Source organism: Dactylosporangium sp. NPDC051087 (assembly GCF_055586325.1).
The window spans coordinates 115,269-134,743 of sequence record NZ_JBVJIJ010000032.1 but is presented as its reverse complement, the minus strand read 5'-3'; the positions used below and the strand labels follow the sequence as shown (position 1 = coordinate 134,743).

At 73.5% G+C, this 19,475-nt stretch carries 14 protein-coding genes and 1 pseudogene; 12 read left to right on the top strand and 3 right to left on the bottom strand.

From position 1 onward, the window contains the following. Positions 1–134 precede the first annotated feature (134 nt). The 4 genes from ACZ6TV_RS44630 to ACZ6TV_RS44615 all read left to right on the top strand — a co-directional run bounded on the left by ACZ6TV_RS44630 (position 135) and on the right by ACZ6TV_RS44615 (position 4,223). A complete protein-coding gene (locus ACZ6TV_RS44630) occupies positions 135–1,247 on the top strand; it encodes an NAD-dependent epimerase/dehydratase family protein (RefSeq protein ID WP_465305758.1) in 1,113 nt (370 codons plus the stop codon). Positions 1,248–1,297: 50 nt separating this feature from the next. Further along, a complete protein-coding gene (locus ACZ6TV_RS44625) occupies positions 1,298–2,491 on the top strand; it encodes a ParB/RepB/Spo0J family partition protein (RefSeq protein ID WP_465305756.1) in 1,194 nt (397 codons plus the stop codon). A 151-nt stretch (positions 2,492–2,642) separates the two neighbouring features. Continuing rightward, positions 2,643–2,933: a phosphopantetheine-binding protein gene (locus tag ACZ6TV_RS44620; RefSeq protein ID WP_465305754.1), complete on the top strand. Its 291-nt coding sequence runs from the start codon at positions 2,643–2,645 to the stop codon at positions 2,931–2,933. After that, positions 2,934–4,223, top strand: a complete 1,290-nt coding sequence (locus ACZ6TV_RS44615) for an MFS transporter (protein WP_465305752.1) — start codon at positions 2,934–2,936, stop codon at positions 4,221–4,223. Positions 4,224–4,714: 491 nt separating this feature from the next. Here ACZ6TV_RS44615 and ACZ6TV_RS44610 read toward each other — a convergent pair. Further along, positions 4,715–5,722 (bottom strand): annotated as a pseudogene (locus tag ACZ6TV_RS44610) (condensation domain-containing protein); the annotation flags it as partial. Positions 5,723–5,879: 157 nt separating this feature from the next. Between ACZ6TV_RS44610 and ACZ6TV_RS44605 the strand changes: the two are divergent. Together ACZ6TV_RS44605 and ACZ6TV_RS44600 are read left to right on the top strand one after the other, a co-directional pair. Next, positions 5,880–6,638: a protein phosphatase 2C domain-containing protein gene (locus tag ACZ6TV_RS44605; protein ID WP_465305750.1), complete on the top strand. Its 759-nt coding sequence runs from the start codon at positions 5,880–5,882 to the stop codon at positions 6,636–6,638. Next, a complete protein-coding gene (locus ACZ6TV_RS44600) occupies positions 6,635–8,005 on the top strand; it encodes a helix-turn-helix domain-containing protein (RefSeq protein WP_465305748.1) in 1,371 nt (456 codons plus the stop codon). Before ACZ6TV_RS44605 ends, ACZ6TV_RS44600 begins: the two co-directional genes overlap by 4 nt. Here ACZ6TV_RS44600 and ACZ6TV_RS44595 read toward each other — a convergent pair. Continuing rightward, positions 7,960–8,571 carry an LOG family protein gene (locus tag ACZ6TV_RS44595; RefSeq protein ID WP_465305746.1) on the bottom strand — a complete coding sequence of 204 codons (612 nt, stop codon included), beginning with the start codon at positions 8,569–8,571 and terminating at the stop codon, positions 7,960–7,962. The genes ACZ6TV_RS44600 and ACZ6TV_RS44595 overlap by 46 nt on opposite strands. Positions 8,572–8,868: 297 nt before the next feature. Between ACZ6TV_RS44595 and ACZ6TV_RS44590 the strand changes: the two genes are divergently transcribed. Genes ACZ6TV_RS44590 through ACZ6TV_RS44565 form a run of 6 tightly spaced genes read left to right on the top strand, consistent with a single transcriptional unit; the run spans position 8,869 to position 18,424 of the window. Further along, positions 8,869–9,516 (top strand): LuxR C-terminal-related transcriptional regulator, encoded by a 648-nt coding sequence (locus tag ACZ6TV_RS44590; RefSeq protein ID WP_465305744.1) that lies wholly within the window; start codon positions 8,869–8,871, stop codon positions 9,514–9,516. Continuing rightward, entirely contained in the window at positions 9,513–10,793 is a 1,281-nt protein-coding gene (locus ACZ6TV_RS44585) for an allantoate amidohydrolase (RefSeq protein ID WP_465305742.1), read from the top strand. The genes ACZ6TV_RS44590 and ACZ6TV_RS44585 overlap by 4 nt, the downstream gene beginning before the upstream one ends. Positions 10,794–10,813: 20 nt before the next feature. Continuing rightward, positions 10,814–12,232, top strand: coding sequence for an amidophosphoribosyltransferase (gene purF, locus ACZ6TV_RS44580; protein WP_465305740.1), 1,419 nt, complete (start codon positions 10,814–10,816; stop codon positions 12,230–12,232). 35 nt (positions 12,233–12,267) lie between these two features. Beyond that, positions 12,268–14,106 carry a carbamoyltransferase family protein gene (locus ACZ6TV_RS44575; protein WP_465305738.1) on the top strand — a complete coding sequence of 613 codons (1,839 nt, stop codon included), beginning with the start codon at positions 12,268–12,270 and terminating at the stop codon, positions 14,104–14,106. Continuing rightward, on the top strand, positions 14,096–18,211 hold the full coding sequence (locus tag ACZ6TV_RS44570) for an amino acid adenylation domain-containing protein (RefSeq protein ID WP_465305736.1): 4,116 nt from the start codon (positions 14,096–14,098) through the stop codon (positions 18,209–18,211). The genes ACZ6TV_RS44575 and ACZ6TV_RS44570 overlap by 11 nt, the downstream gene beginning before the upstream one ends. 18 nt (positions 18,212–18,229) lie before the next feature. Further along, positions 18,230–18,424 (top strand): MbtH family protein, encoded by a 195-nt coding sequence (locus ACZ6TV_RS44565; RefSeq protein ID WP_465305734.1) that lies wholly within the window; start codon positions 18,230–18,232, stop codon positions 18,422–18,424. Between the two features lie 75 nt (positions 18,425–18,499). Here the strand turns inward: ACZ6TV_RS44565 and ACZ6TV_RS44560 are convergent, their stop codons facing one another. After that, positions 18,500–19,249: a thioesterase II family protein gene (locus tag ACZ6TV_RS44560; protein WP_465305732.1), complete on the bottom strand. Its 750-nt coding sequence runs from the start codon at positions 19,247–19,249 to the stop codon at positions 18,500–18,502. Between the last annotated feature and the right edge of the window lie 226 nt (positions 19,250–19,475).

The following is a 19,475-nucleotide window of genomic DNA, read 5'->3' as shown; positions in this document are numbered from 1 at the left end:
CACCATCTCCTCCACCCCCGCCATCGTCGCCGCCATCCGCGCCGCCACCGGCCTCGCGCTCAACCGCGTCCCGGTCCGGCCCGAACACCTGACGGACCTACGTCCACGACCAGCTGACCCGTCAGTTGCACGGCATGTCCGCGTACCGGCCTCGGCCTGGGACGTGCGCCGTGCGGTCGGATCAGGCCCATCTTCGACAAGGGAGACCTGAGTACATGTCACCGAGCAGGGTGTTGGTCACCGGGGGATCGGGATATCTGGGATCGATCCTGGTGCAGCAGCTCCTCGACGCCGGCCATCGGGTGACGGTGGTCGACAGCAACCTCACCTCGAACGTGCGGCCGCGCTCTCAGCTGGTGTCGTATCACGTGGCGGACGTGCGTGACGTCGCGAACTGGAAGCGGCTCCTGCGGGATGTCGACGCGGTCGTGCACCTGGCCGCCATCGTCGGTGACGCCGCCTGCGACGTCGACCCGGAGCTGGCCTGGGAGATCAACTACCTGGGCACCGTGCTGCTGGCCGAGGCATGCCGGGAGTTCGGCGTCCGGCGGTTCATTCTCGCATCGACCTGCAGCAACTACGGGACGTCGTTCGACGGGCCGGCGACGGTGCGCTCACCGCTCAACCCTCGATCGACCTACGCGCACACCAAGATCCGCGCCGAACATCATGTGCTGGCCAGCGCCGACGCCGATTTCGAGCCGCACGTGCTGCGGTTGGCCACGCTGTACGGGCTGTCGCCGCGGATGCGGTACGACCTCGCCGTCAACCGAATGACCGCGATGGCCGTACTGCAGGGCCGGGTCGAGGTCTACGGCGGCGTGCAATGGCGGCCGTTCGTGCACGTGTCCGACGCGGCGGAAGCCTTCGTCCGGATGGTGGGCGCCGAGCAGCCTCAGGCCATCTACAACTGCGGCTCCGACGAGGAGAACTACCGCCTGGTCGATGTGGGCCACGCGGTCGGGGCCGAGGTGGCGTCGGCGAAAGTGGTGGTGGAACCCGTGGCCACCGACGAGCGGGACTACCGGGTGGCGTTCGGCCCGATCGGCGCCGAACTCGGTTTCCGTCCGCAGTACCGGGTCCGCGACGGCATCCGGCAGATGGCCCGTGCGTTGCTTACCGGCGGGCCCGTCGACCTGGCCGAGTCGCGGTATCACAACTGCGATCTGGTGGCCGCCGCCACGGCGAGCGGGAAGCCCGCCGCCGCGCTCGGGCATCAGCAGTGGGCCGCGGCAGTGGCCGGCTGAGCCGAGCGCGTCCGTAGGATTCGCACATACAGTAAAGGAGGTTTACAGGAATGCGCGGTTGGGGACTGACCACTCAGGGCAACGGGGGCGAGCTCACGAGTAATCATCGTGCCCGCGCAGCACCGCTCGCCCGTAGGTCGTGTCGACGGAGTCGGAGGAGGGCGGATGTGCTGGATCGCGCAGATCTGACAGCTGTTGCCGGTGCCGGGCCACGGCGCTGGATTCCGATCGGATCGTTGCGGTTCGGCTACTCGCCGAGACTGCACGGCGAGGACCTCGGCCACATCCGCGTGCTCGCCCAGGTGGCGCGGCTGCCACCGATCCTCGTGCACCGCGACGGCAACCGGGTCGTCGACGGTGTGCACCGGGTGCGGGCCGCCCTCATGCGCGGCAACACCCTGATCGAGGCGGAATTCTTCGACGGCACGGACGCCGAGGCGTTCGCCGCCGCCGTGCGGCTCAACGTGGCGCACGGTCTGCCGCTCACTCTCGCCGATCGCGAGGCGGCCGCGGTGCGGCTGCTGCGCGCGTCACCCGATCGCTCGGACCGTTCGATAGCCACCCTCGCGGGCCTGTCGCCCGGCACGGTCGGGGTGATCCGCCGCCGGGTCGGCGCGCCCATCGGTGTCCGGGTCGGCGTCGACGGCCGCGCCCGCCCGGCCAGCACGGCCGACGCCCGGCGGCTGGCCGGCGAGCTGCTGGCCGAGCGGCCGGACGCATCGCTGCGTGAGGTGGCCCGCGCGTGTGGCATCTCGCCTGCCACGGTGCGCGATGTACGGGACCGTCTGCGTCGTAACGAGGATCCCGTGCCGCCCGGGCAGCGCCCACCGGCACGCGTGCCCAACCCCGTTCCCGCCCCGGCGTCAGCGGAGCGGACCGCACCGGAGACCGGCCCGGCGTCAGCGGAGCGGACCGCACCAGAGGCCGGCCTGGCGTCTGCGGAGCGGACCGCCCCGGAGACCGGCCCGGAGCCTGCCACTGAAGCCGGCGCCGACGCGATCCGTGGTTCGGTGTCGCTGCTGCACAACCTGAGCCGCGATCCGTCGGTGCGCTACACCGAGACGGGGCGGGCGCTGATACGCCGGCTCTTCGCGGTGGTCGACGGTCCGGACCACTGCAAGCGCCTGATCATGGATGCGCCGCCGCACTGCGCGTATGTCGTCGCCGAAATCGCCCGTGCGTGCGCGGACGAATGGTCGGAACTCGCCGAAGAGCTGGAGCAGAATACGCGGAGGGCGGGATGAGTGCCGGGCGACCGTTCAATCCGAACAGTTGCACACATTGACGGTGATGGCGAAGCCGCTGTCGTGTCGACGGGCCTCGCGCGGTAACGCGATATAGGGTCACTGCACGGCTGCCGGGAAATTCGGAGAACACGGACGAGGAGATTGGCTCATGCGAACCGAACCGTTGCAAACTTCGAACGAGCAGTTGCCCGCGGCGGCAGACGGTGACACCGAGCGGACGATCGCGGCGCTCTGCGGCGACCTGCTCGAAGGCGGCGAGCCCCGGCCGACCGACGACTTCTTCGCCCTGGGCGGGCACTCGTTGAAGGCCGTCCAGCTCTGCGCCCGGATCAACCAGACGTTCCAGGTCGACATGCCGCTGCGCGCCATCTTCCGCGCACGGACCGTCCGGGCGCTCGCCGCCCAGGTCGGGCAGCTGCAGGCGAACGGTGCCGGCTGAATGACACCGTTGCGCCACCCGGGCTTCCGCCGGCTTCTGCTGGGCCAGGCGCTGTCCAACTTCGGCGACACCGCGTTGTACCTGGCGCTGGCCATCTGGGCGAAGGATCTCACCGGCAGCAACGCCGCCGCCGGCGGTGTGTTCCTGGCCCTGACGGTGCCGGTGTTCCTCGCGCCGCTGTCCGGCAGCATCGTCGACCGGGTCCGGCGCAAGCCGCTCATCGTCCTGAGCAACGTGGCCACCGGACTGTTCGTGCTGTCCCTCGCATTCGTGCACGGGCGCGATCAGCTGTGGATTCTGTACGTGGTGTCGTTCGCCTACGGTGTCTCGGCCAACTTCCTCGGCGCGGCGCGCTCGGCGCTGCTCAAGGACCTGCTGCCGGACGAGATGCTGTCCTCGGCGAACGCCACCCTGCAGACCGTGGTGCAGGGACTGCGGCTCTTCTCGCCGCTGGTCGGTGCCGGTCTGTACGCGACGTGGGGCGGCACCGCGCTCGCCCTGTTCGTGGTCGGGATGTTCGCGCTCGCCGCGATCGTGCTGACCAGCATCTCGGTGCAGGAGAGCGAGCCGGAGGCGCCCGAGCCGTTCATGGAGCACGTGCTGGCCGGGTTCCGGCATGTACGGAGGGTGCCGATCCTCTGGCAGGTCAGCGTCGCCGGTGCGGTCGCCTTCGGCGTGCTCGGCCTCTACGAGAGCGTCTCCTTCGCCATCATCGACGACGGGCTGCACCGCCCGCCTGCGTTCATGGGAGTGCTCAGCAGCGTGCAGGCGGTCGGCGCGATCCTCGGCGGTGTCGCCGCCGCCGGCATCAACCGGCGCTTCGGTGAGGCCCGGCTCGTCGGCGTGGGCCTGATCGCGTTCGCGGTCGCCAACGCCGTGTTCATCGCGCCCTACCTGCCCGTGGTGCTCGCCGCCGCCGTCGTCAACGGGGCGGCGATGCCGCTGTTCGTCGTGGGCCTCAGCACCGCCATGCAGCGCTACACCCCGCCGCGGACCCAGGGCCGGGTCAATGCCGTCAGCAACCTGTTCATCCTGGTGCCGCAGACGGTGTCGATCGCCGCCGGCGCAGCGGTGATCGGCATCGTGGACTACCGCCTGCTGCTCGGGCTGTCCGCCGTGGTCTGCGGGGCGGCGGCGCTCATGCTGCTGGTGCGCCCGGCGCCCGCGCCCACCGGCGACGACGCGCCGGAGCCGGTCCCCGCCCCGCTCGGTGAGGAGAACGCGGCACCGTTGGCCGCACCGCCGATCCGGACCTCGTCGGGCACGACCGAGCCGGAGATCCACGGCTGACGGCGGGTGTACCAGTCGAGCAGGCCCGGCTCATCGACGTCCTGCTCCACCTCGACCGTGGCGTGCAGCCTGATGCCGTCCGGGCCGTCGACGACGGTCAGGGCGGCGTCATTCACGCCCGGCGCGGACAGCAGCAGCGCGCGCATCGCGGCCGGATGCACCAGGATGCCGCTGCGGTGACCCGCGACGGCGGCCGCGACGCCGGGCAACGGCCGCACGCCCAGCGCGGCGAGCGGCAGGTCCGGCGTCCGGCAGGCCGAGCGGACCAGGTCGACGAGGTCGTCGAGCAGGGCGGCCACGGGCCGCGCGGTCCACACCGCGGGCCCGGCGGTGACCCGCACGCGCGTCACCGCCCCCGGCTCCACCTCGACGGCCAGGTCGGCGGTCCCGCGCTGCGGCGCGAACCGGGTCACCGCCCGCCACGTCCGGGTGGCCGCCCCGGGCGGGCCGCCGGTCCCGCCGCGGTGGATGAGCACATTGAGGTCTGCCGCGGGCCGGAACGCCGAGCCGTTGCGGACCTGCGCGCCGTCGAGATGGCGCAGGAGCGCGAGGCTGTCGTGCCGGCCGTGCGAATGCGCCGCCATGCTCCGGGCGAACACCCGGTCGAGCCGCCCGGCGAAGGTGTCGCCGGCGTCGCCGTCTACCCGCACGTACACCGGCTGCGCCAGGTTCGCCACCACGGTGGCGTCCGGGCTGTCGAAACGGTTGGCGGCGACTGAGCGGAGCACGTGCGCGTGCTGGCCGGTCAGGCCGGAGACCAGGGTGCTCAGCGCGGTCGCCCAGATCAGGAACGGGGTGGCCGCGAGCGTGTCCGCCGCCGCGCCGACGGCGTCGCCCAGGCCCTCCAGGCGCCGTTCGGCCGATTCGCTGATCTCGGCGCCGGTGTGGGTGAACGGCGCGAACATGCAGCCGCGCGGCGCGCCGCGCAGTTCGTGGCGCCAGAAGGCGTCGTCCTCAGCCGCGCGGTCCGCCTGGCGGTCACCGCTGTACCAGCCGCTCTGGCGCGCCGGGGGCGGCAGCGCGGCCCCGGCGAGCAGGGCGGCCAGGTCGTCGGCGACAAGCTGCTGGCACACGCCGTCCGCGAACAGGTGCGACATGGTCAGGGTCACGTGGCCGACATGGTCACCGGCGAGCCAGAGCGCGCACCGGCAGGCGTACTCGCGAGGGTCGACGCTGTCGTGGCCGGCCGAGGCGACCGCGGCCGGCAGGTCCGCGGCAGCGGCGACCACCCGCACGTCGAAGCGGCACAGCTGCCGGATCAGGTCGGGCGCGGTCACTTCCTGGCGGGCCGTGCCGTCCGGGGTGCAGGTCAGCCGCGAGCGCAGCGCCTCGTGCCTGGTGAGCAGCGCCTCGACGGCACGCCGGACGGCACGGACGTCCAACGTCCGCGGCACCGGCACGCTCGCCTCGACGGTGTAGATGGCGGCCGGGTCGCCGCCGGCCAGAAGGCGTTCCTGCGCATGATTGATTGCGAAGGTGGCGTCGGTATCGCTGTGCATAGGCAAACGCTAGCGGCGGGTGCGAGGCAGTTTCCTCAAACTTTGGACGGTTGCCTGTGACGGGGCCATGTGCTTCCGATCCATGAGTTATACATATCGGCGTTGAGAACTTTCTTGGACCGTCCGTGGACGTTGCGCAACGAGCGGGGGAGCAGGAATGCGTGTCCATTTCCATTCGGCACCGGCACCTGGGCGGGCGAACGAGGATCTCGTCGTCGCGTCGAACGAGTACGTGGTGGTTCTGGACGGCGCGACGACGATGGTGGAGCAGACCGGCTGCCGGCACGACGTGCGCTGGTTCGTGGCCAACCTGGGCAGCCTGCTGGGGCGCCGGCTGAGCATCGCACCGCAGTGCGGCCTGACCGAAAGCCTGCACGCGGCGATCGATCAGCTGCGCGGGGCGCACGGCGACGGCTGCGACCTCGGCAACCCGGACTCGCCGGCGAGCACCGTCGCGATCATGCGCCGGGTCGGCGCGGACGTCGAGTACCTGGTGCTGTCCGACACCGCCATCGTGCTCCGCTCGATGGCGGGCGGGACGACGGCCGTGGAGGACACCCGGATGACGCGCCTCAAGGACCCGACCCGTGCGCAGATGAGCGCGGCCCGCAACACCCACGACGGCTTCTGGGTGGCGAGCACCTGCCCGGAGGCGGCCGAGCAGGCGATCACCGGGCGGCTCCCGGCCGCCGAGCTGGAACACGTCGCCGTGCTGACCGACGGCGTCACCCGCCTCGTCGAGCGGTACGGCGACACCTGGGAAACCACGCTGGACCTGCTGTGCAAGGAAGGGCCCGCGGCGTTGATCCGCCGGGTCCGCGAGGCCGAACGGGCCACGCCGGACGGCACGTACATCGGCAAACGCCACGACGATGCCACGGCGGTCCTGTGCGAACTGCACCCGGAGCTCGGATGAGCTTCGGGGACCTGGTCCGGTCGATGCGGGAGGCGGCCGGGCTGACCCAGGAGGAGACCGCGGAACGGGCCGGGCTGAGCGTCAGGGCAGTGCGTGACCTGGAGCGCCGGCGGGTCGGCCGGCCCAGGTTCCGCACGGTGGCGCTGCTGGCCCTGGCGTTCGGGCTCAGTGAGCGGCGCCACGCCGAGCTGCTGGTCGCGGCCGGCTACCCGCCCGCGCAGCTGGCCCAGCCCGCCGGCACCGCGCATGTCGGATGGGCCGTCGACCCGGTGTCCCCGGCCGTGCCCGCGCCGCCCGGCGGGCCGTGCGAGCTCACCGCCGACGTACCGGTGTTCGTCGGTCGCGTCACGCAGATCATGGACGCTCAGGCGTTCCTGGCGATGGTGAGCGGGCAGGCGCTGCGCAACGCCTCGTCGTCGGCCCGGCCGCTGGTGGTCACCGGCCCGCCGGGCATCGGCAAGAGCGCGTTCACCGTCCACCTCGCGCACCTGTTGCGTCCGCAGTACCCCGACGCGCAGATCCAGGCGCAGGCGATGCGGGAGGACGGCACCCCCGTCGGCCGTGACGAGCTGGTGGCCCGGCTGCTTCGCTCGTTCGGGGTCGGCGCCGCCGCGATGCCCGACCGTGGCGAGGAACGCGCCGCGCTGCTGCGCGCGTACCTGTCCGACCGCCGGACGCTGCTCGTCGTCGACGACGTCACGGCGGAGGAACAGGTCCGCGCCATCCTGCCGGCGTCGGGTCGCAGCGCCGTGCTGGTGGGTGCCCGCCGGACCCTGACGGCGCTGGACGGGGTCCACACGATCAGGCTGCCGCCGCTGTCACCGGACGAGAGCGTCGAGTTGCTCGCCGGGATCGTCGGTGCCGGGCCGGTCGCCGATGCCCGCGACGCGGCCCTGGCCGTCGTCGGCGGCTGTGGCGGCCTGCCGCTCGCGGTGCGCATCGCCGGTGCCCGGCTCGGTGCCCGGCCGCAGGAGGATCTGGTGCGCCTGGCCGAGCAGCTGCGCGACCGCACGCAGGTGCTCGCGGTGCTGTCGGCGGGGGACCTGGACATGGCGTCGAGCCTGTCGGTGAGCCACCGGCTGCTCAGCGGTCCGGCCGGCCGGGTCCTGCACGAGCTGGCGGCCCGGGGGCCGGGCAGCCTCGGCGTCCGGGACGTGGCACGGGCCGCCGGGCTCCCCGCGGCACGGGCCGCGGAGGCCGTCCAGGAACTGCTCGACCTGCACCTGGCCGAGGCCGTGCCGCCCGGCGCCGCCTTCGACGGCGGCTGCCGGGTCGACGAGCTGACCCGTGCCTACGTGCTGGGCCTGGCCGATCGGCCGGCTCAGACGCGCGCGGCGCTCAGCTCGGTGCCGTTGCGCAGCGCCTGAGGTCCGTCCGCGGACGGCATCGCGAGGTCCAACGCCTGGCGCACGGTGGCCGCGGCGCGGATGCGTGCGCGGTCCGCGGGGTCCAGGAACCCCTCGGTGACGGCGCTGTCGAGCATCCGCAGCACGGGCTCGTAGTAGCCGAGGTGGTTGAACAGCACGGTCGGTTTGTCGTGCAGGCCGAGCTGTCCCCAGGTGCAGATCTCGAAGATCTCCTCGAGCGTGCCGAGGCCGCCGGGCAGCGCGATGAAGCCGCTGGACAGCTCGTACATGACGGTCTTGCGCTCGTGCATGGAGTCCACGATCCGCAGGTCGGCGACGCTGACGCCGGCCAGCTCCCGGTCGAACAGCCAGCGCGGGATGACACCGGTGACCGCGCCGCCGTGCTCGGCCGCACCGCCCGCCACGGCACCCATGATCCCCGCGCCGCCGCCGCCGAACACCAGACCGTGACCGGCCTGCGCGACGAGCGCGCCCAGCGCCCAGGCCGCGGTGGCGTGCTGCGGGTCCCGTCCCGGACGCGTCCCGCAGAACACGCCGACGTTGCGCCTTGCTGGCCTGTCTTGCATGCTTCGCTCCGATCGTCTCGTCGATCCACAGTGGACCGCGTGCCAGCGTATGGCGGTGCCGCTCGGCCGCGCCCCGGCCGAGCGGCGGGGGCGGTGCGCGACCCAGGTCGACCACCGCCGCGTCCGAGGCGTGCCGGACCGGCAGTTCCGCGGTCCGCCCGCATCCCCGTTGCGCTGCGGATCCGGTGGATTGCCGGGCAGAACGACGGGAAACTGCCGGAGGAAGTTCCTGGTGCCCGCGGTATGGCCGGGTCTTGACTCAAGTCGAGGAATCGGCCGGCGAAAGGCGACGGGGACATGACACGCGTGCTGCTCTGCGACTCGCACGAATTCGTCCGGGTGGGGTTGAAGACCGTCCTGCGGGACGCGCCCGGCGTCGAGGTCGTGGGGGAGGTCGACACCGGCGACCGGGCGGTTGTGGTCGCCGAGCGGCTGAAACCCGACGTGGTGCTGGCGGATCTGAGGCTGCCGGGCCTCGACGGCGTGCACCTGACCCGCCGGCTGCTCGACGGTCACGGCGCGGGACCGGCGGTGCTGCTGATGGTCGACGACGTCGACGGCCGGGTCCTCGACGCGTTGCGGGCCGGCGCCTCCGGCATCCTGCTCCGCACGTGCAGCACCGATGACCTGGTCGGCGCGATCGAGATCACCGGCACCGGCGACGGGTTCCTGTCGCAGCCGGTGGTACGCCACGTCATCGACCACATCTCCGGCCGCGCGGCGACCACCGCCGGCAGCGACGCGATGGAGGCGCTCACCGTCCGGGAGCAGGAGGTGCTCGGTCTCATCGCCACCGGACTGTCCAACGAGGAGATCGGCTCGAAACTGTTCGTCGGGGAGCCGACGGTCAAGTATCACGTCTCGCAGCTGCTGCGGAAGCTCGGCCTGCGCGACCGGCTCCAGGCGGCCGCGTTCGCCTACCGCAACGGACTGGTGACGTCATGACCCGGGCGCTGGCCGCCCCGGTCCGCATCGGGATGCGGACCAACGGGCCCCGCCTGCTCGCCCGGATCGACGCCCTGCGCGGTATCGGTGTCACCGCCCGCGGCGGGGTGAGCCGGCTCGCGTTCAGCGCCGAGGACGTCCGCGGCCGCGAACTGGTCGCCGGATACATGCGCCGGGCAGGCCTCGAGCCACGCGTCGACCCGGCCGGCAACCTCATCGGCAGCACGGGCACCGCCGGGCCTGAGCGGCCCGCCCTGGTCCTCGGCTCGCACCTGGACACCGTGCCCGAGGGGGGAGCGCTGGACGGCGCCTACGGGGTCCTCGCCGCGGTCGAGGTCGCCCAGACGCTGCACGAGCACGACGTGCGGCCGGGCTGCCCGCTCAGCGTGGTCGCCTTCGCCGACGAGGAGGGCACGTCGGGCACCATGCCGATGTGGGGTTCGCACGCGTTCGTCGGCGGCCTCGACGACAGCGACCTGGCTGCCCTCGACGAGCGCGGTGAGCCCATGTCGGCGTTGCTGGACCGCTCCGGCGGTGAGCCGGAGCGGCTGGGCGAGGCGGCCTGGCGCCCCGAGCAGATCGCCGCCTACCTGGAGCTGCACATCGAGCAGGGCCCCGTCCTGGAGTCCGCACGGGTGCCGATCGGCGTCGTCGAGGCGATCACCGGCCGGGTGACCGCCGAACTCGTCGTTCGCGGCACGTCCAACCACGCCGGCACCACGCCCATGGATGCCCGGCGCGACGCCCTGGTCGCCGCCGCCCACCTGGTGCTCGCCGTGCGGGAGCTCGGCGGGAACCACGGCGTGGTGCGGGTCGCCACGGTCGGGGCGTGCAGCGTGGAGCCGGGCACCTGGAATGTGGTGCCCGGGACGGCCACGCTCCGGGTCGACCTGCGCGACATCTCCGCGGATTCGTTGCAGCGCGGCCTGGCGGCGCTGCGTGCCGTCGCCGCGCAGGTGGCCCGGGACACCGGCACCCGCGTGGAGGTCCGCGCCGGCACGTCGGTCCCGCCGGTCGCGTGTGCACCCGGCCTGCGCAGCGTGATCGCCGCGGCCAGCGACACGCTCGGCCTGCCGCACCGCACGCTGCCCAGCGGCGCGGGGCATGACGCGCAGGTGATCGGGCGGATCGCGCCCGTCGGCATGATCTTCGTCCCCAGCGTTGCCGGGGTGAGCCATTCACCGCACGAGCGCAGCCGCGACGAGGACCTGGTCGCCGGCGCCGATGTGCTGCTGCATGCCGTGCTCGGGTACGCACCCGCCACCCGTCCGAGCTGAACCTGCACCGGGGAGTCACGATGCTGGACAACACCGGCGAGTACTGCGGCGTCATCGGCGTCCGCTCACACAGCACACCGATCGCCGAATCCATCTACCACGGCCTGATCGCGTTGCAGCACCGCGGCCAGGAGTCCGCCGGGATCGCGCTTGCCGACGGCGACCGGCTGCACGTCGAGGTCGGCATGGGCGAGGTCCGCGAGGTCTTCGACGCGGCCACCGTCGGCCGCCTGCACGGCCACGTCGGGATCGGGCACGTCCGGTATCCGACCAGTGGCCTGTCCACAGTGGACAACGCGCAACCGGTGCGGCGCACGACGCGCTCGGGTGAGGTGTTCGCCGTCGCGCACAACGGCAACCTGCTCGGCCTCACCGGCGGGCCGCGGGCAGGCGCGGGCGCGGCCGACACGCAGCTGGTGGGACGGATCATCGCCGCTCAGCCGGGCCCGCTCGCCGCGGCGCTGCCCCGGGCGCTCGCCGCGGCGCAGGGTTCCTACAGCATCGTGGCGATGGACCGCACCCGGCTGTACGCGATCCGGGACCCGCACGGTTTCCGGCCCTTGTGCATCGGGGTACTGCCCGACGACGGGGGCTGGGTCGTCGCGTCGGAGTCCCCGGCACTGGACGTGCTGGGCGCCACCTACCTGCGGGACGTGTCACCGGGAGAGGTCGTGACGATCGACGACCACGGGCTGCGGTCGCTGCGGTTCGCCCAGCCGCAGCCGGCGCCGTGCTCGTTCGAGGCGGTGTATTTCGCGCGGCCGGACTCGATGTTCGGCGGTGCGCGGGTGCACCGAATCCGGCGCCGGCTCGGCGCGTTGCTCGCTGCCGAGGAGCCGGCCGCGGCCGACGTCGTCATCTGCGTGCCGGACACGGCCCGGCCGGCGGCGCTGGGCTACGCGGAGGCCGCCGGGCTGCCGTACGACGAGGGCATCGTGCGCAACGCCTACGTGGGGCGCACCTTCATCCAGCCGGGACAGCAGCGCAGGCGGGACAGCGTGCGGCGCAAGCTGAACCCGGTCGTCGAGGCGGTGGAGGGCCGCCGGGTCGTGCTGGTCGACGACTCGATCGTCAGGGCCACCTCGATGATCGAGGTGGTGGCGATGCTCCGGCGGGCCGGTGCGCTGCAGGTGCACGTCCGCATCGCAGCGCCGCCGGTCCGGTGGCCGTGCTATTTCGGCGTCGATCTGAAGACGGAGGCGGAGCTGCCCGCCCGGGGCCGGGACTCCGCCCAGATGGCGCAGCTCGTCGGCGCCGACTCGCTGGGGTACCTGTCGCTGGAAGGCCTGCGCGAAGCGATGGCGGTGCCGAGTTCCTGCACCGGCTGCTTCACCGGGAACTATCCGCAGCGGCTGGCACCCGACGAACTCGCCGAAAGTCTCAATGTGAAGCTCGTCGATGGTCGGGGGACGCCGACCCGGGCCGGCAATACGGTGTGAGCACGGCAACCTACAGCGGAAGGGGGGCCAGCACCATGCGTGTCCTCGGCATCAGCGGCCTCAACGGGTCGATGGCGTTCAAACGCCGCGAACTGCCGGAACTCGCCGACCGGCAGTACCGGATCGTGCAAGGTCTCGACGCCGCGGCCGCTCTCGTCACCGACGACGGCGTGATCGCCGCGGCGGCCGAGGAGCGGTTCACGGGAGAGAAGACGACCGGCGACTTCCCGATCAACGCGATCCGGTACTGCCTCGAACGGGCCGGTCTGCGCATGTCGGACATCGACCGGGTGGCGCACGGGTTCTCCTACGCACCGTCCGAAGTGGATGATCTCAACGACTACAGCCGCCGCCGGTTCAAGGAGGTCTACGACCCGGCGGCCCAGCGGGCGCTGCTGGCCGGGTTCTGGCCGCAGATCGACTGGGACGAACGGTTCGTGCCGGTGCCGCACCATCTCGCGCACGCCGCCAGCAGCTATCACCTCAGCGGCATGGACGAGGCGCTCGTCGTCGTCGCCGACGGCATGGGCGAACGGGACAGCCTGACGGTCGCGGTCGGCCGGGGCCGGTCCATCGACGTGCTCGCGACGGTGCCGGCCGCGCACTCGCTCGGCAACCTCTACGGTGCCGCCACGCTGTACCTCGGCTTCGAGTACGCCATGGACGAGTACAAGGTGATGGGCATGGCCCCGTACGGCGACGCCCGCCGGTTCGGCACGGCCGGGCTGGTGCGGCTGCGCGACGGAGGAAGGTTCACGGTGCCCGCCCTGGCCGGCGGAGGGTCGTGGCTGGACCGGGAGACGCATGAGGGCACGCTGCGGCTGCTGGCCGAGCAGTTCGGCCCCCCGCGGTCGCCCGGCGAGCCGGTGCTGCAGCGGCACCGCGATGTGGCCGCGACGGTGCAGGCGGCGGTCGAGTCCGCGCTGCTGCACGTACTGCGCCACTACCAGGCCGAGACGGGGCTGCGGAACCTGTGCCTGGCCGGCGGGGTCGCGCTGAACTGCACGGCCAACGGTCTCATCTCCCGCAGCCGCATGTTCGAGCACATCTTCGTCCAGCCCGCCGCCGGGGACGACGGCACGGCGCTCGGCGCGGCCCTGCACCACCACGTGGCAACCGCGAACGCGGACGTGCGTGGGCGGATGCGGATGCCGTACTGGGGCCCCTCATACGACGACAGTGCGGTCGAACAGGCCGTCGCCGCACGCGGCGGGTTGCACGGCATCCGCCTCACGGACGAGGCCGCGCTCGGCGCCCACGTTGCCGGGCTGCTCACCGCCGGCCGGGTGGTGGCGTGGTTCCAGGGCGGGATGGAGTTCGGGCCACGCGCGCTGGGCAACCGCAGCATCCTCGCCGACCCCCGCGACCCGGGGATGCGCGATCATCTCAACGCCGTGGTGAAGCAGCGGGAGGACTTCCGTCCGTTCGCCCCGGTCGTGCGCGACGTCGACGCCGACGAGTACTTCGACCTGCCGCCCGGCGCGCAGGACCGGTTCGCGCACATGCTGTTCGTCGCGCACACCCGGCCGGCGTACCGCGACGTGCTGCCGTCCGTGACACATGTCGACGGCACCGCCCGGGTGCAGGTTCTGCGCCGTGCCGACAACGAGCGACTGTGGCACGTCCTGGGCGCCTTCGGCGCGCTGACCGGTGTCCCGGTGCTGCTCAACACCTCGTTCAACATGCGCGGCCAGCCGATCGTCCGCGATCCCGGCACGGCGCTGGACACCTATGCGGGCTCCGAGCTCGACGACCTGGTCATCGGCGACCGGGTGGTGACCCGGGTCCCGGCCGGGTCTGACCTGGCGGACCATGACGCCGCCGCGCCCGTGCCGGCCTCTTCCGTGCGGGGCGGTGCGGCCCATGTCGGATGACACGCGCCCGGCTGCGACCGTACCGGCCGATCTGCCGCCGCCCCCGACACCACAGTTCCTGCGCGACACCGTGCGGATCACACTGCCCGCGGCGCCCGGCACGACGGCGGCGAGCTCCGCTGCCCGGCCCCGGGCGCTCGCCGCGGTCGCCGTGGCGCTGGGCCGGGCCAGCGGGCAGCACCGGCCGGCCGTCGGTGTGGCCCGGCCGGACGGCCGGTCGCTCACGGCATGGCGCCCGCTACTCGGCCCGGGCGTCAGCCTGCGCGACGTCATCACCGCCGCCACGGCACCGGCGGCCGAGCCGGGACCGGTGCGGGTCGCGTTCGTCGCCGGTGCCGGCGTGGACCACCTCGCCGGTGCGCTGACCGGCTGCGACCTGGTCGTTCGCCTGGGACCGGCCGCCGGCGCGCCGGCGGCGGCCGCGGCCGTGACCGAGGTGGAGTGCGAGTACGACACCGACCGGTACAGCCGCGACGCCGCCCAGCGGTTCCTCGACGAGATCGGTGCCGTCTGGGCCGCCGAGGACACCGAACCGGTGCAGCCGGACGGCGTCGTCGCCACGCCGGAACCCGCGACGGTCCCGGCCGCGCCGCCGGTGCCGGCAGCGACGGCCCCGCAGGGTCCGGAGGAGGAGGCGGTCGCCAGGATCTGGGCCGATGTCCTCGGCCTGCCCGGCATCGGCCGTGACGAGAACTTCTTCGCTCTCGGCGGGCACTCCGTGCTGGCCGTCCAGGTCGCGCGGCGGCTCACCGACCAGTTCGGGGTCCGCGTGCCGCTCGACGCGCTGTTCGGCACCCCGACGGTCGCGCAGACCGCGGCGCTGCTGCGCGCCGGCGAGCCCGCGACCGTTCCGCGCGGGGCGGCCGCGCCGCTGCCGGCCGCCGGGCCGCCACCGATGTCCTTCAGCCAGGAGCGCATCTGGTTCTTCGAGCAGCTGCACCCGGCGACGGCCGCCTACCACATGCCGTGGGCGGTGCGACTCGACGGACGGCTCGACGCCCGGGCGCTGCGCCGCGCCCTGGACGCCGTGGTGGCCCGGCACGAGGTGCTGCGGACCGTTTTCCCGGCCGCATCCGGAGCACCGGTCCCGGCGGTACTGGACGAGGCGCCGGTGGAGATGCCGGTGCACAACCTGTCCGGGGCGCCGGCGCAGGCGCTGGAGGAGTACCTGCGGTCCCTCGCCGTCGCGCCGTTCGACCTCGGGGCCGGACCGCTGCTGCGCGCCGACCTGATCCGCACCGCGACCCACCGGCACGAGCTGCTGCTGACCTTCCACCACCTCGTCAACGACGGCTGGTCCACCGAGCTGCTCGTGCGGGAGCTGATGGCCGGCTACCAGGCGGCGCTGCGCGGCGAGGAGCCGGAGCGCGGTACCCCGTCCGTCGGCCACGCCGAGGTCGCCCGGCAGCAGCGCGGGCGCCTCGCCGACGGCGGCTACGAACGGGGACTGGACTTCTGGACGCGCGCCCTGGCGGGCGCGCCCACCGAGCTCGACCTGCCCACCGACCTTCCCCGCCCGGCGGTGGCCGGTCACCGCGGCGCCGCCCTGCGGTTCAATGTCCCCGGCCCGCTCGCCCGGCGGCTGCGGCACCTCGCCGGGGAGCACGGTGTCACGCCGTTCGCGGCGCTGCTCGCCGGGTTCGCGGTGCTGCTGCACCGGGCCACCGGCCAGCGGGATCTGCTCATCGGCACAACCTCGGCCAACCGGGCCGACCCGGACGTCGACGACGTGCCCGGCCCGCTGTTCAACACCCTGGCGCTGCGTGCCGACCTGTCCGGGGACCGCACCTTCGGCGAGGTGCTGCGCCGCTGCGGCCGCACCGTGCTGGAGGCGAACGCCCATCAGGACGTGCCGTTCGACGCGGTGGTCGAGCGGCTCGCACCGCCCCGCGAGCCGAGCCGGTCGCCGCTGTTCCAGGTGCTGTTCGAACTGGAGCCGGCCCCGTCCGCGGGCGTCACCGAGGACGGCTTGGCATGGTCCCGGCGGCTGATCGACACCGGCACGGCCAAGCTGGATCTGACACTGGCGATGACGGACGACGGCGACGGCTTCGACGGGCTGGTCACCTACCGTACGGACCTGTTCGAGCCGGCCACGGTGGAGCGGCTCGTCGACGGCTTCCGCACGGTGCTGTCCGCGATGTGCGCGGACCCCACGGCCCGGGTCGATGCGGCCGACCTGCTCCCGCCCGCCGACCGGCGGCTGCTGGACGAGGTCAACGACACCGCCGCGCCGTCCGCGGGCGGGTGCGTCCACGAGCTGTTCGAGCGCCAGGCCGCCCGTACCCCGCACGCGATCGCCGTCCGGCACGGCGCGACCGAGATGACGTACGCGCAGCTCGACGCGGCGGCCGAGCGGCTCGCGTCCCGGCTGGCGCGCCGCGGTGTGGCCCCCGAGGTCACCGTCGGGCTGTGCGTGCGGCGCTCTCCGGACATGGTGGTGGCGATGCTGGCCGTGCTGAAGGCCGGTGGCGCCTACGTGCCCGTCGATCCGTCGTTCCCGGCCGGGCGCAAGCGTCTGATGCTGCGTACCGCCGGGGCCGGCCTCCTCGTCGGCCATCGCGAGCTCAGCGAGGACTGGCACGACGGCGCCGCGCTGTGGATCGGGCCCGACACCGGTGACGACACCGATGACGACATCACGCTGGCGGCGGCGGCCCCGGACAACCTGGCGTACGTCATGTTCACCTCCGGCTCGTCGGGCACCCCGAAGGGCGTCCTGGTGCCGCACCGCGGGCTGGTGAACTATCTGGAGTGGTGCGTCGAGGCGTACGTCGCCGGCAACGACGGCGGCGCGCCCGTGTTCTCCTCCTACGCGTTCGACATGCTGGTCCCGAACCTCTTCGCCCCGCTGGTCGTCGGGCAGACCGTCCATCTGCTGCCGGAGGAGCTGACCCCGGCCGATCTCGGCGCGGCCCTGGCGGAGCACGCGCCGTATGCGTTCGTGAAGCTCACCCCCGGCCACCTGGACCTGCTGTCCGGGCAGCTCGGCGCGCAGGAGGCGCGGTCGCTGTGCGGCACGCTGGTCGTCGGCGCGGACGCGTTCCACGCCGCGGGCCTGGCGGCGTGGCGGCGACTGGATCCTGCCGGGCGGGTGCTCAACGAGTACGGGCCTACCGAGGCGTCGGTCGCCAACTGCGTCCTGGACATCGCCGGTACGATCCGGCGGCGGCTGGTGCCGATCGGCACGCCCGTTCGCAACACCACCATGTACGTGCTGGACGGGCAGCTGCGGCCGCTGCCGGTCAACGCCGCCGGTGAGCTGTACATCGGCGGGGTGTGCGTCGTGCGCGGGTACGCCGGCCGGCCCGCGCTGACCGCCGACCGGTTCCTGCCGGACCCCGCCGGCGGCCCGGGCGCCCGCATGTACCGCACCGGGGACGTCGGCCGGTTGTTGCCGGACGGCACGTTCGAGTTCCTCGGCCGCGCCGACGACCAGGTCAAGATCAACGGATACCGGGTGGAACCGAGCGAGGTGCAGGCGGCGCTCGAGGCCCTCGACGGGGTGCGCCAGGCGCTGGTACTGCCGCGCACCGCACCGGCCGGCGGCACCGTGCTCGCGGCCTACACCGTCGTGGAGCACGGGGGGTTCGACGAGCGGCGGCTGCGGGCCGAACTCGCCCAGCGGTTGCCGGCGTACCTGCTGCCGTCGGTGCTCGCCGAGGTCGAGCGGATCCCGCTGAACCCCAACGGCAAGCTCGATGCGGGTGCCCTGCCACCGGTGACCGGCACGGTGCCGGCAGCACCCGCACCCGGCAGGGCCGGCAGCGCACTGGAACAGGTCCTGGCGGACGCCTGGGCCGACACCCTGGGCCGGCCGGCCACCACGATCGGCCCCGACGACGACTTCTTCGCCCTCGGCGGCCGGTCCCTGGACGCGGTCCGGCTGGTCGGCCGGGTCCGCGATCTGCTGCGCGGGCCGCTGCCGGCCGCCGAGCTGTTCCGGCATCCGACCCTGGCCGGGCTGGCCGCGGCGATGGTGGCGCTGGAACGCACCCCCGGGGTGACCGAGCGGACCGCCCGCGCGGTCCTGGAACTGCGCGCCATGACACCGCAACAGCGTGCCGCGCTCAAGCACCGGCGCGCGATGCAGACCGCTGAATGACGATCGGAGGAGGACGGCATGGAGACGTTCGACGTGGTGTTGAACGACGAGGAGCAGTACTCGATCTGGCCGGCGACACGCCCGCGTCCGGACGGTTGGCGCGACGAAGGTACCAGCGGATCCCGCGAGGAGTGCCTCGCCCACATCGATGCGGTCTGGACCGACATGCGCCCCCGCAGCGTGCGCGACCATGGCGGCCCGGCAACCGGCTGACCGGCCGGACGACCAGCTGGAACGAGCCGCCCCGGCAACGGCCGGGGCGGCTCGGTCGTGCAGGCCGTCCGCGCGTCAGGCGTGCGTGGCGATCGCCGACAGCAGCGCCGGTGCGGGCCGGTGGATGAAGAAGTGCCCCCCGGGCACCTCGGTGAGGGTCATCGACCGGGTCGTGTGCGCCGCCCACCCGGCCACGTCGGCCCGGCCCACCACGCGGTCGGCCGCGCCGTAGAACGTGTGCAGCGGCACGTCCAGCGCGGGACCGCGGCGGTAGCGGTACCCCTCGGCGAGCGCGAGGTCGGCCCGCACGATCGGCAGCATCAGATCGAGCAGCTCCGGCTCGGCGAGAACCTCGTCGGGGGTGCCGCCCGCCTCGCGCAGCGCGGCCACGAAGTCGTCGTGCGGCAGCCCGGCGACCGGCCGATCCGTCGACGGGCGCTGCGGCGCGCGGCTGGCCGAGACGAGCAGCCGGTCCGGTGCGGGCCCGCCGGCCGCCTGCAACCGCCGGGCGACCTCGAAGGCCAGGCGGCCGCCCATGCTGTGGCCGAGGAAGGCGAAGGGGCGGTCGGCGTACGCACACACCGCGGCCGCGAGGGGGGCCGCCAGCTCGTCCATGGACACGGCCGCCGGCTCGGCGGCGCGGTCCTCGCGGGCCGGCAGGCGGACCGCGAGCGGGTCGACGGTGCCGGGCAGCGACATGGCCAGCGGCCGGTAGGCGTACGTCCCACCGCCCGCGTAGGGGAACAGGAAGAGCCGGAGCCGTGCGGCGGGCCGTTCGGCCAGCGGCCGGATCCAGGCGTCATACGCAGGAACGGACGGTGTCACAGCCACTCCTCGCCACCGCGCACGCGGCGGCCGTCTCGGTCTGCGGGCAGTCGGGCCTTCCGGTCACCGTAGCGACGCGCCGCCGGTGACCGGCCCCGCCCTGAGGATGGGGCGGCCCGCGTCGCAGGTCGGCCGGATTCGATGCGCGGGAAGGGGCTGCGGCGGCGGCCGGGTCACTAGCGTCGGAACCGGTCCAGCTGTCGCCGACCGACGAAGGGGCGCGAAC

Coding starts and splice junctions, on each gene's coding strand:
- ACZ6TV_RS44625 (WP_465305756.1), top strand. CDS start 1,298: ATGCGCGGTTGGGGACTGACCACTCAGGGCAACGGGGGCGAGCTCACG.
- ACZ6TV_RS44590 (WP_465305744.1), top strand. CDS start 8,869: ATGACACGCGTGCTGCTCTGCGACTCGCACGAATTCGTCCGGGTGGGG.
- purF (WP_465305740.1), top strand. CDS start 10,814: ATGCTGGACAACACCGGCGAGTACTGCGGCGTCATCGGCGTCCGCTCA.
- ACZ6TV_RS44620 (WP_465305754.1), top strand. CDS start 2,643: ATGCGAACCGAACCGTTGCAAACTTCGAACGAGCAGTTGCCCGCGGCG.
- ACZ6TV_RS44595 (WP_465305746.1), bottom strand. CDS start 8,571: ATGCAAGACAGGCCAGCAAGGCGCAACGTCGGCGTGTTCTGCGGGACG.
- ACZ6TV_RS44585 (WP_465305742.1), top strand. CDS start 9,513: ATGACCCGGGCGCTGGCCGCCCCGGTCCGCATCGGGATGCGGACCAAC.
- ACZ6TV_RS44600 (WP_465305748.1), top strand. CDS start 6,635: ATGAGCTTCGGGGACCTGGTCCGGTCGATGCGGGAGGCGGCCGGGCTG.
- ACZ6TV_RS44630 (WP_465305758.1), top strand. CDS start 135: ATGTCCGCGTACCGGCCTCGGCCTGGGACGTGCGCCGTGCGGTCGGAT.
- ACZ6TV_RS44565 (WP_465305734.1), top strand. CDS start 18,230: ATGGAGACGTTCGACGTGGTGTTGAACGACGAGGAGCAGTACTCGATC.
- ACZ6TV_RS44605 (WP_465305750.1), top strand. CDS start 5,880: ATGCGTGTCCATTTCCATTCGGCACCGGCACCTGGGCGGGCGAACGAG.
- ACZ6TV_RS44615 (WP_465305752.1), top strand. CDS start 2,934: ATGACACCGTTGCGCCACCCGGGCTTCCGCCGGCTTCTGCTGGGCCAG.
- ACZ6TV_RS44575 (WP_465305738.1), top strand. CDS start 12,268: ATGCGTGTCCTCGGCATCAGCGGCCTCAACGGGTCGATGGCGTTCAAA.
- ACZ6TV_RS44570 (WP_465305736.1), top strand. CDS start 14,096: ATGTCGGATGACACGCGCCCGGCTGCGACCGTACCGGCCGATCTGCCG.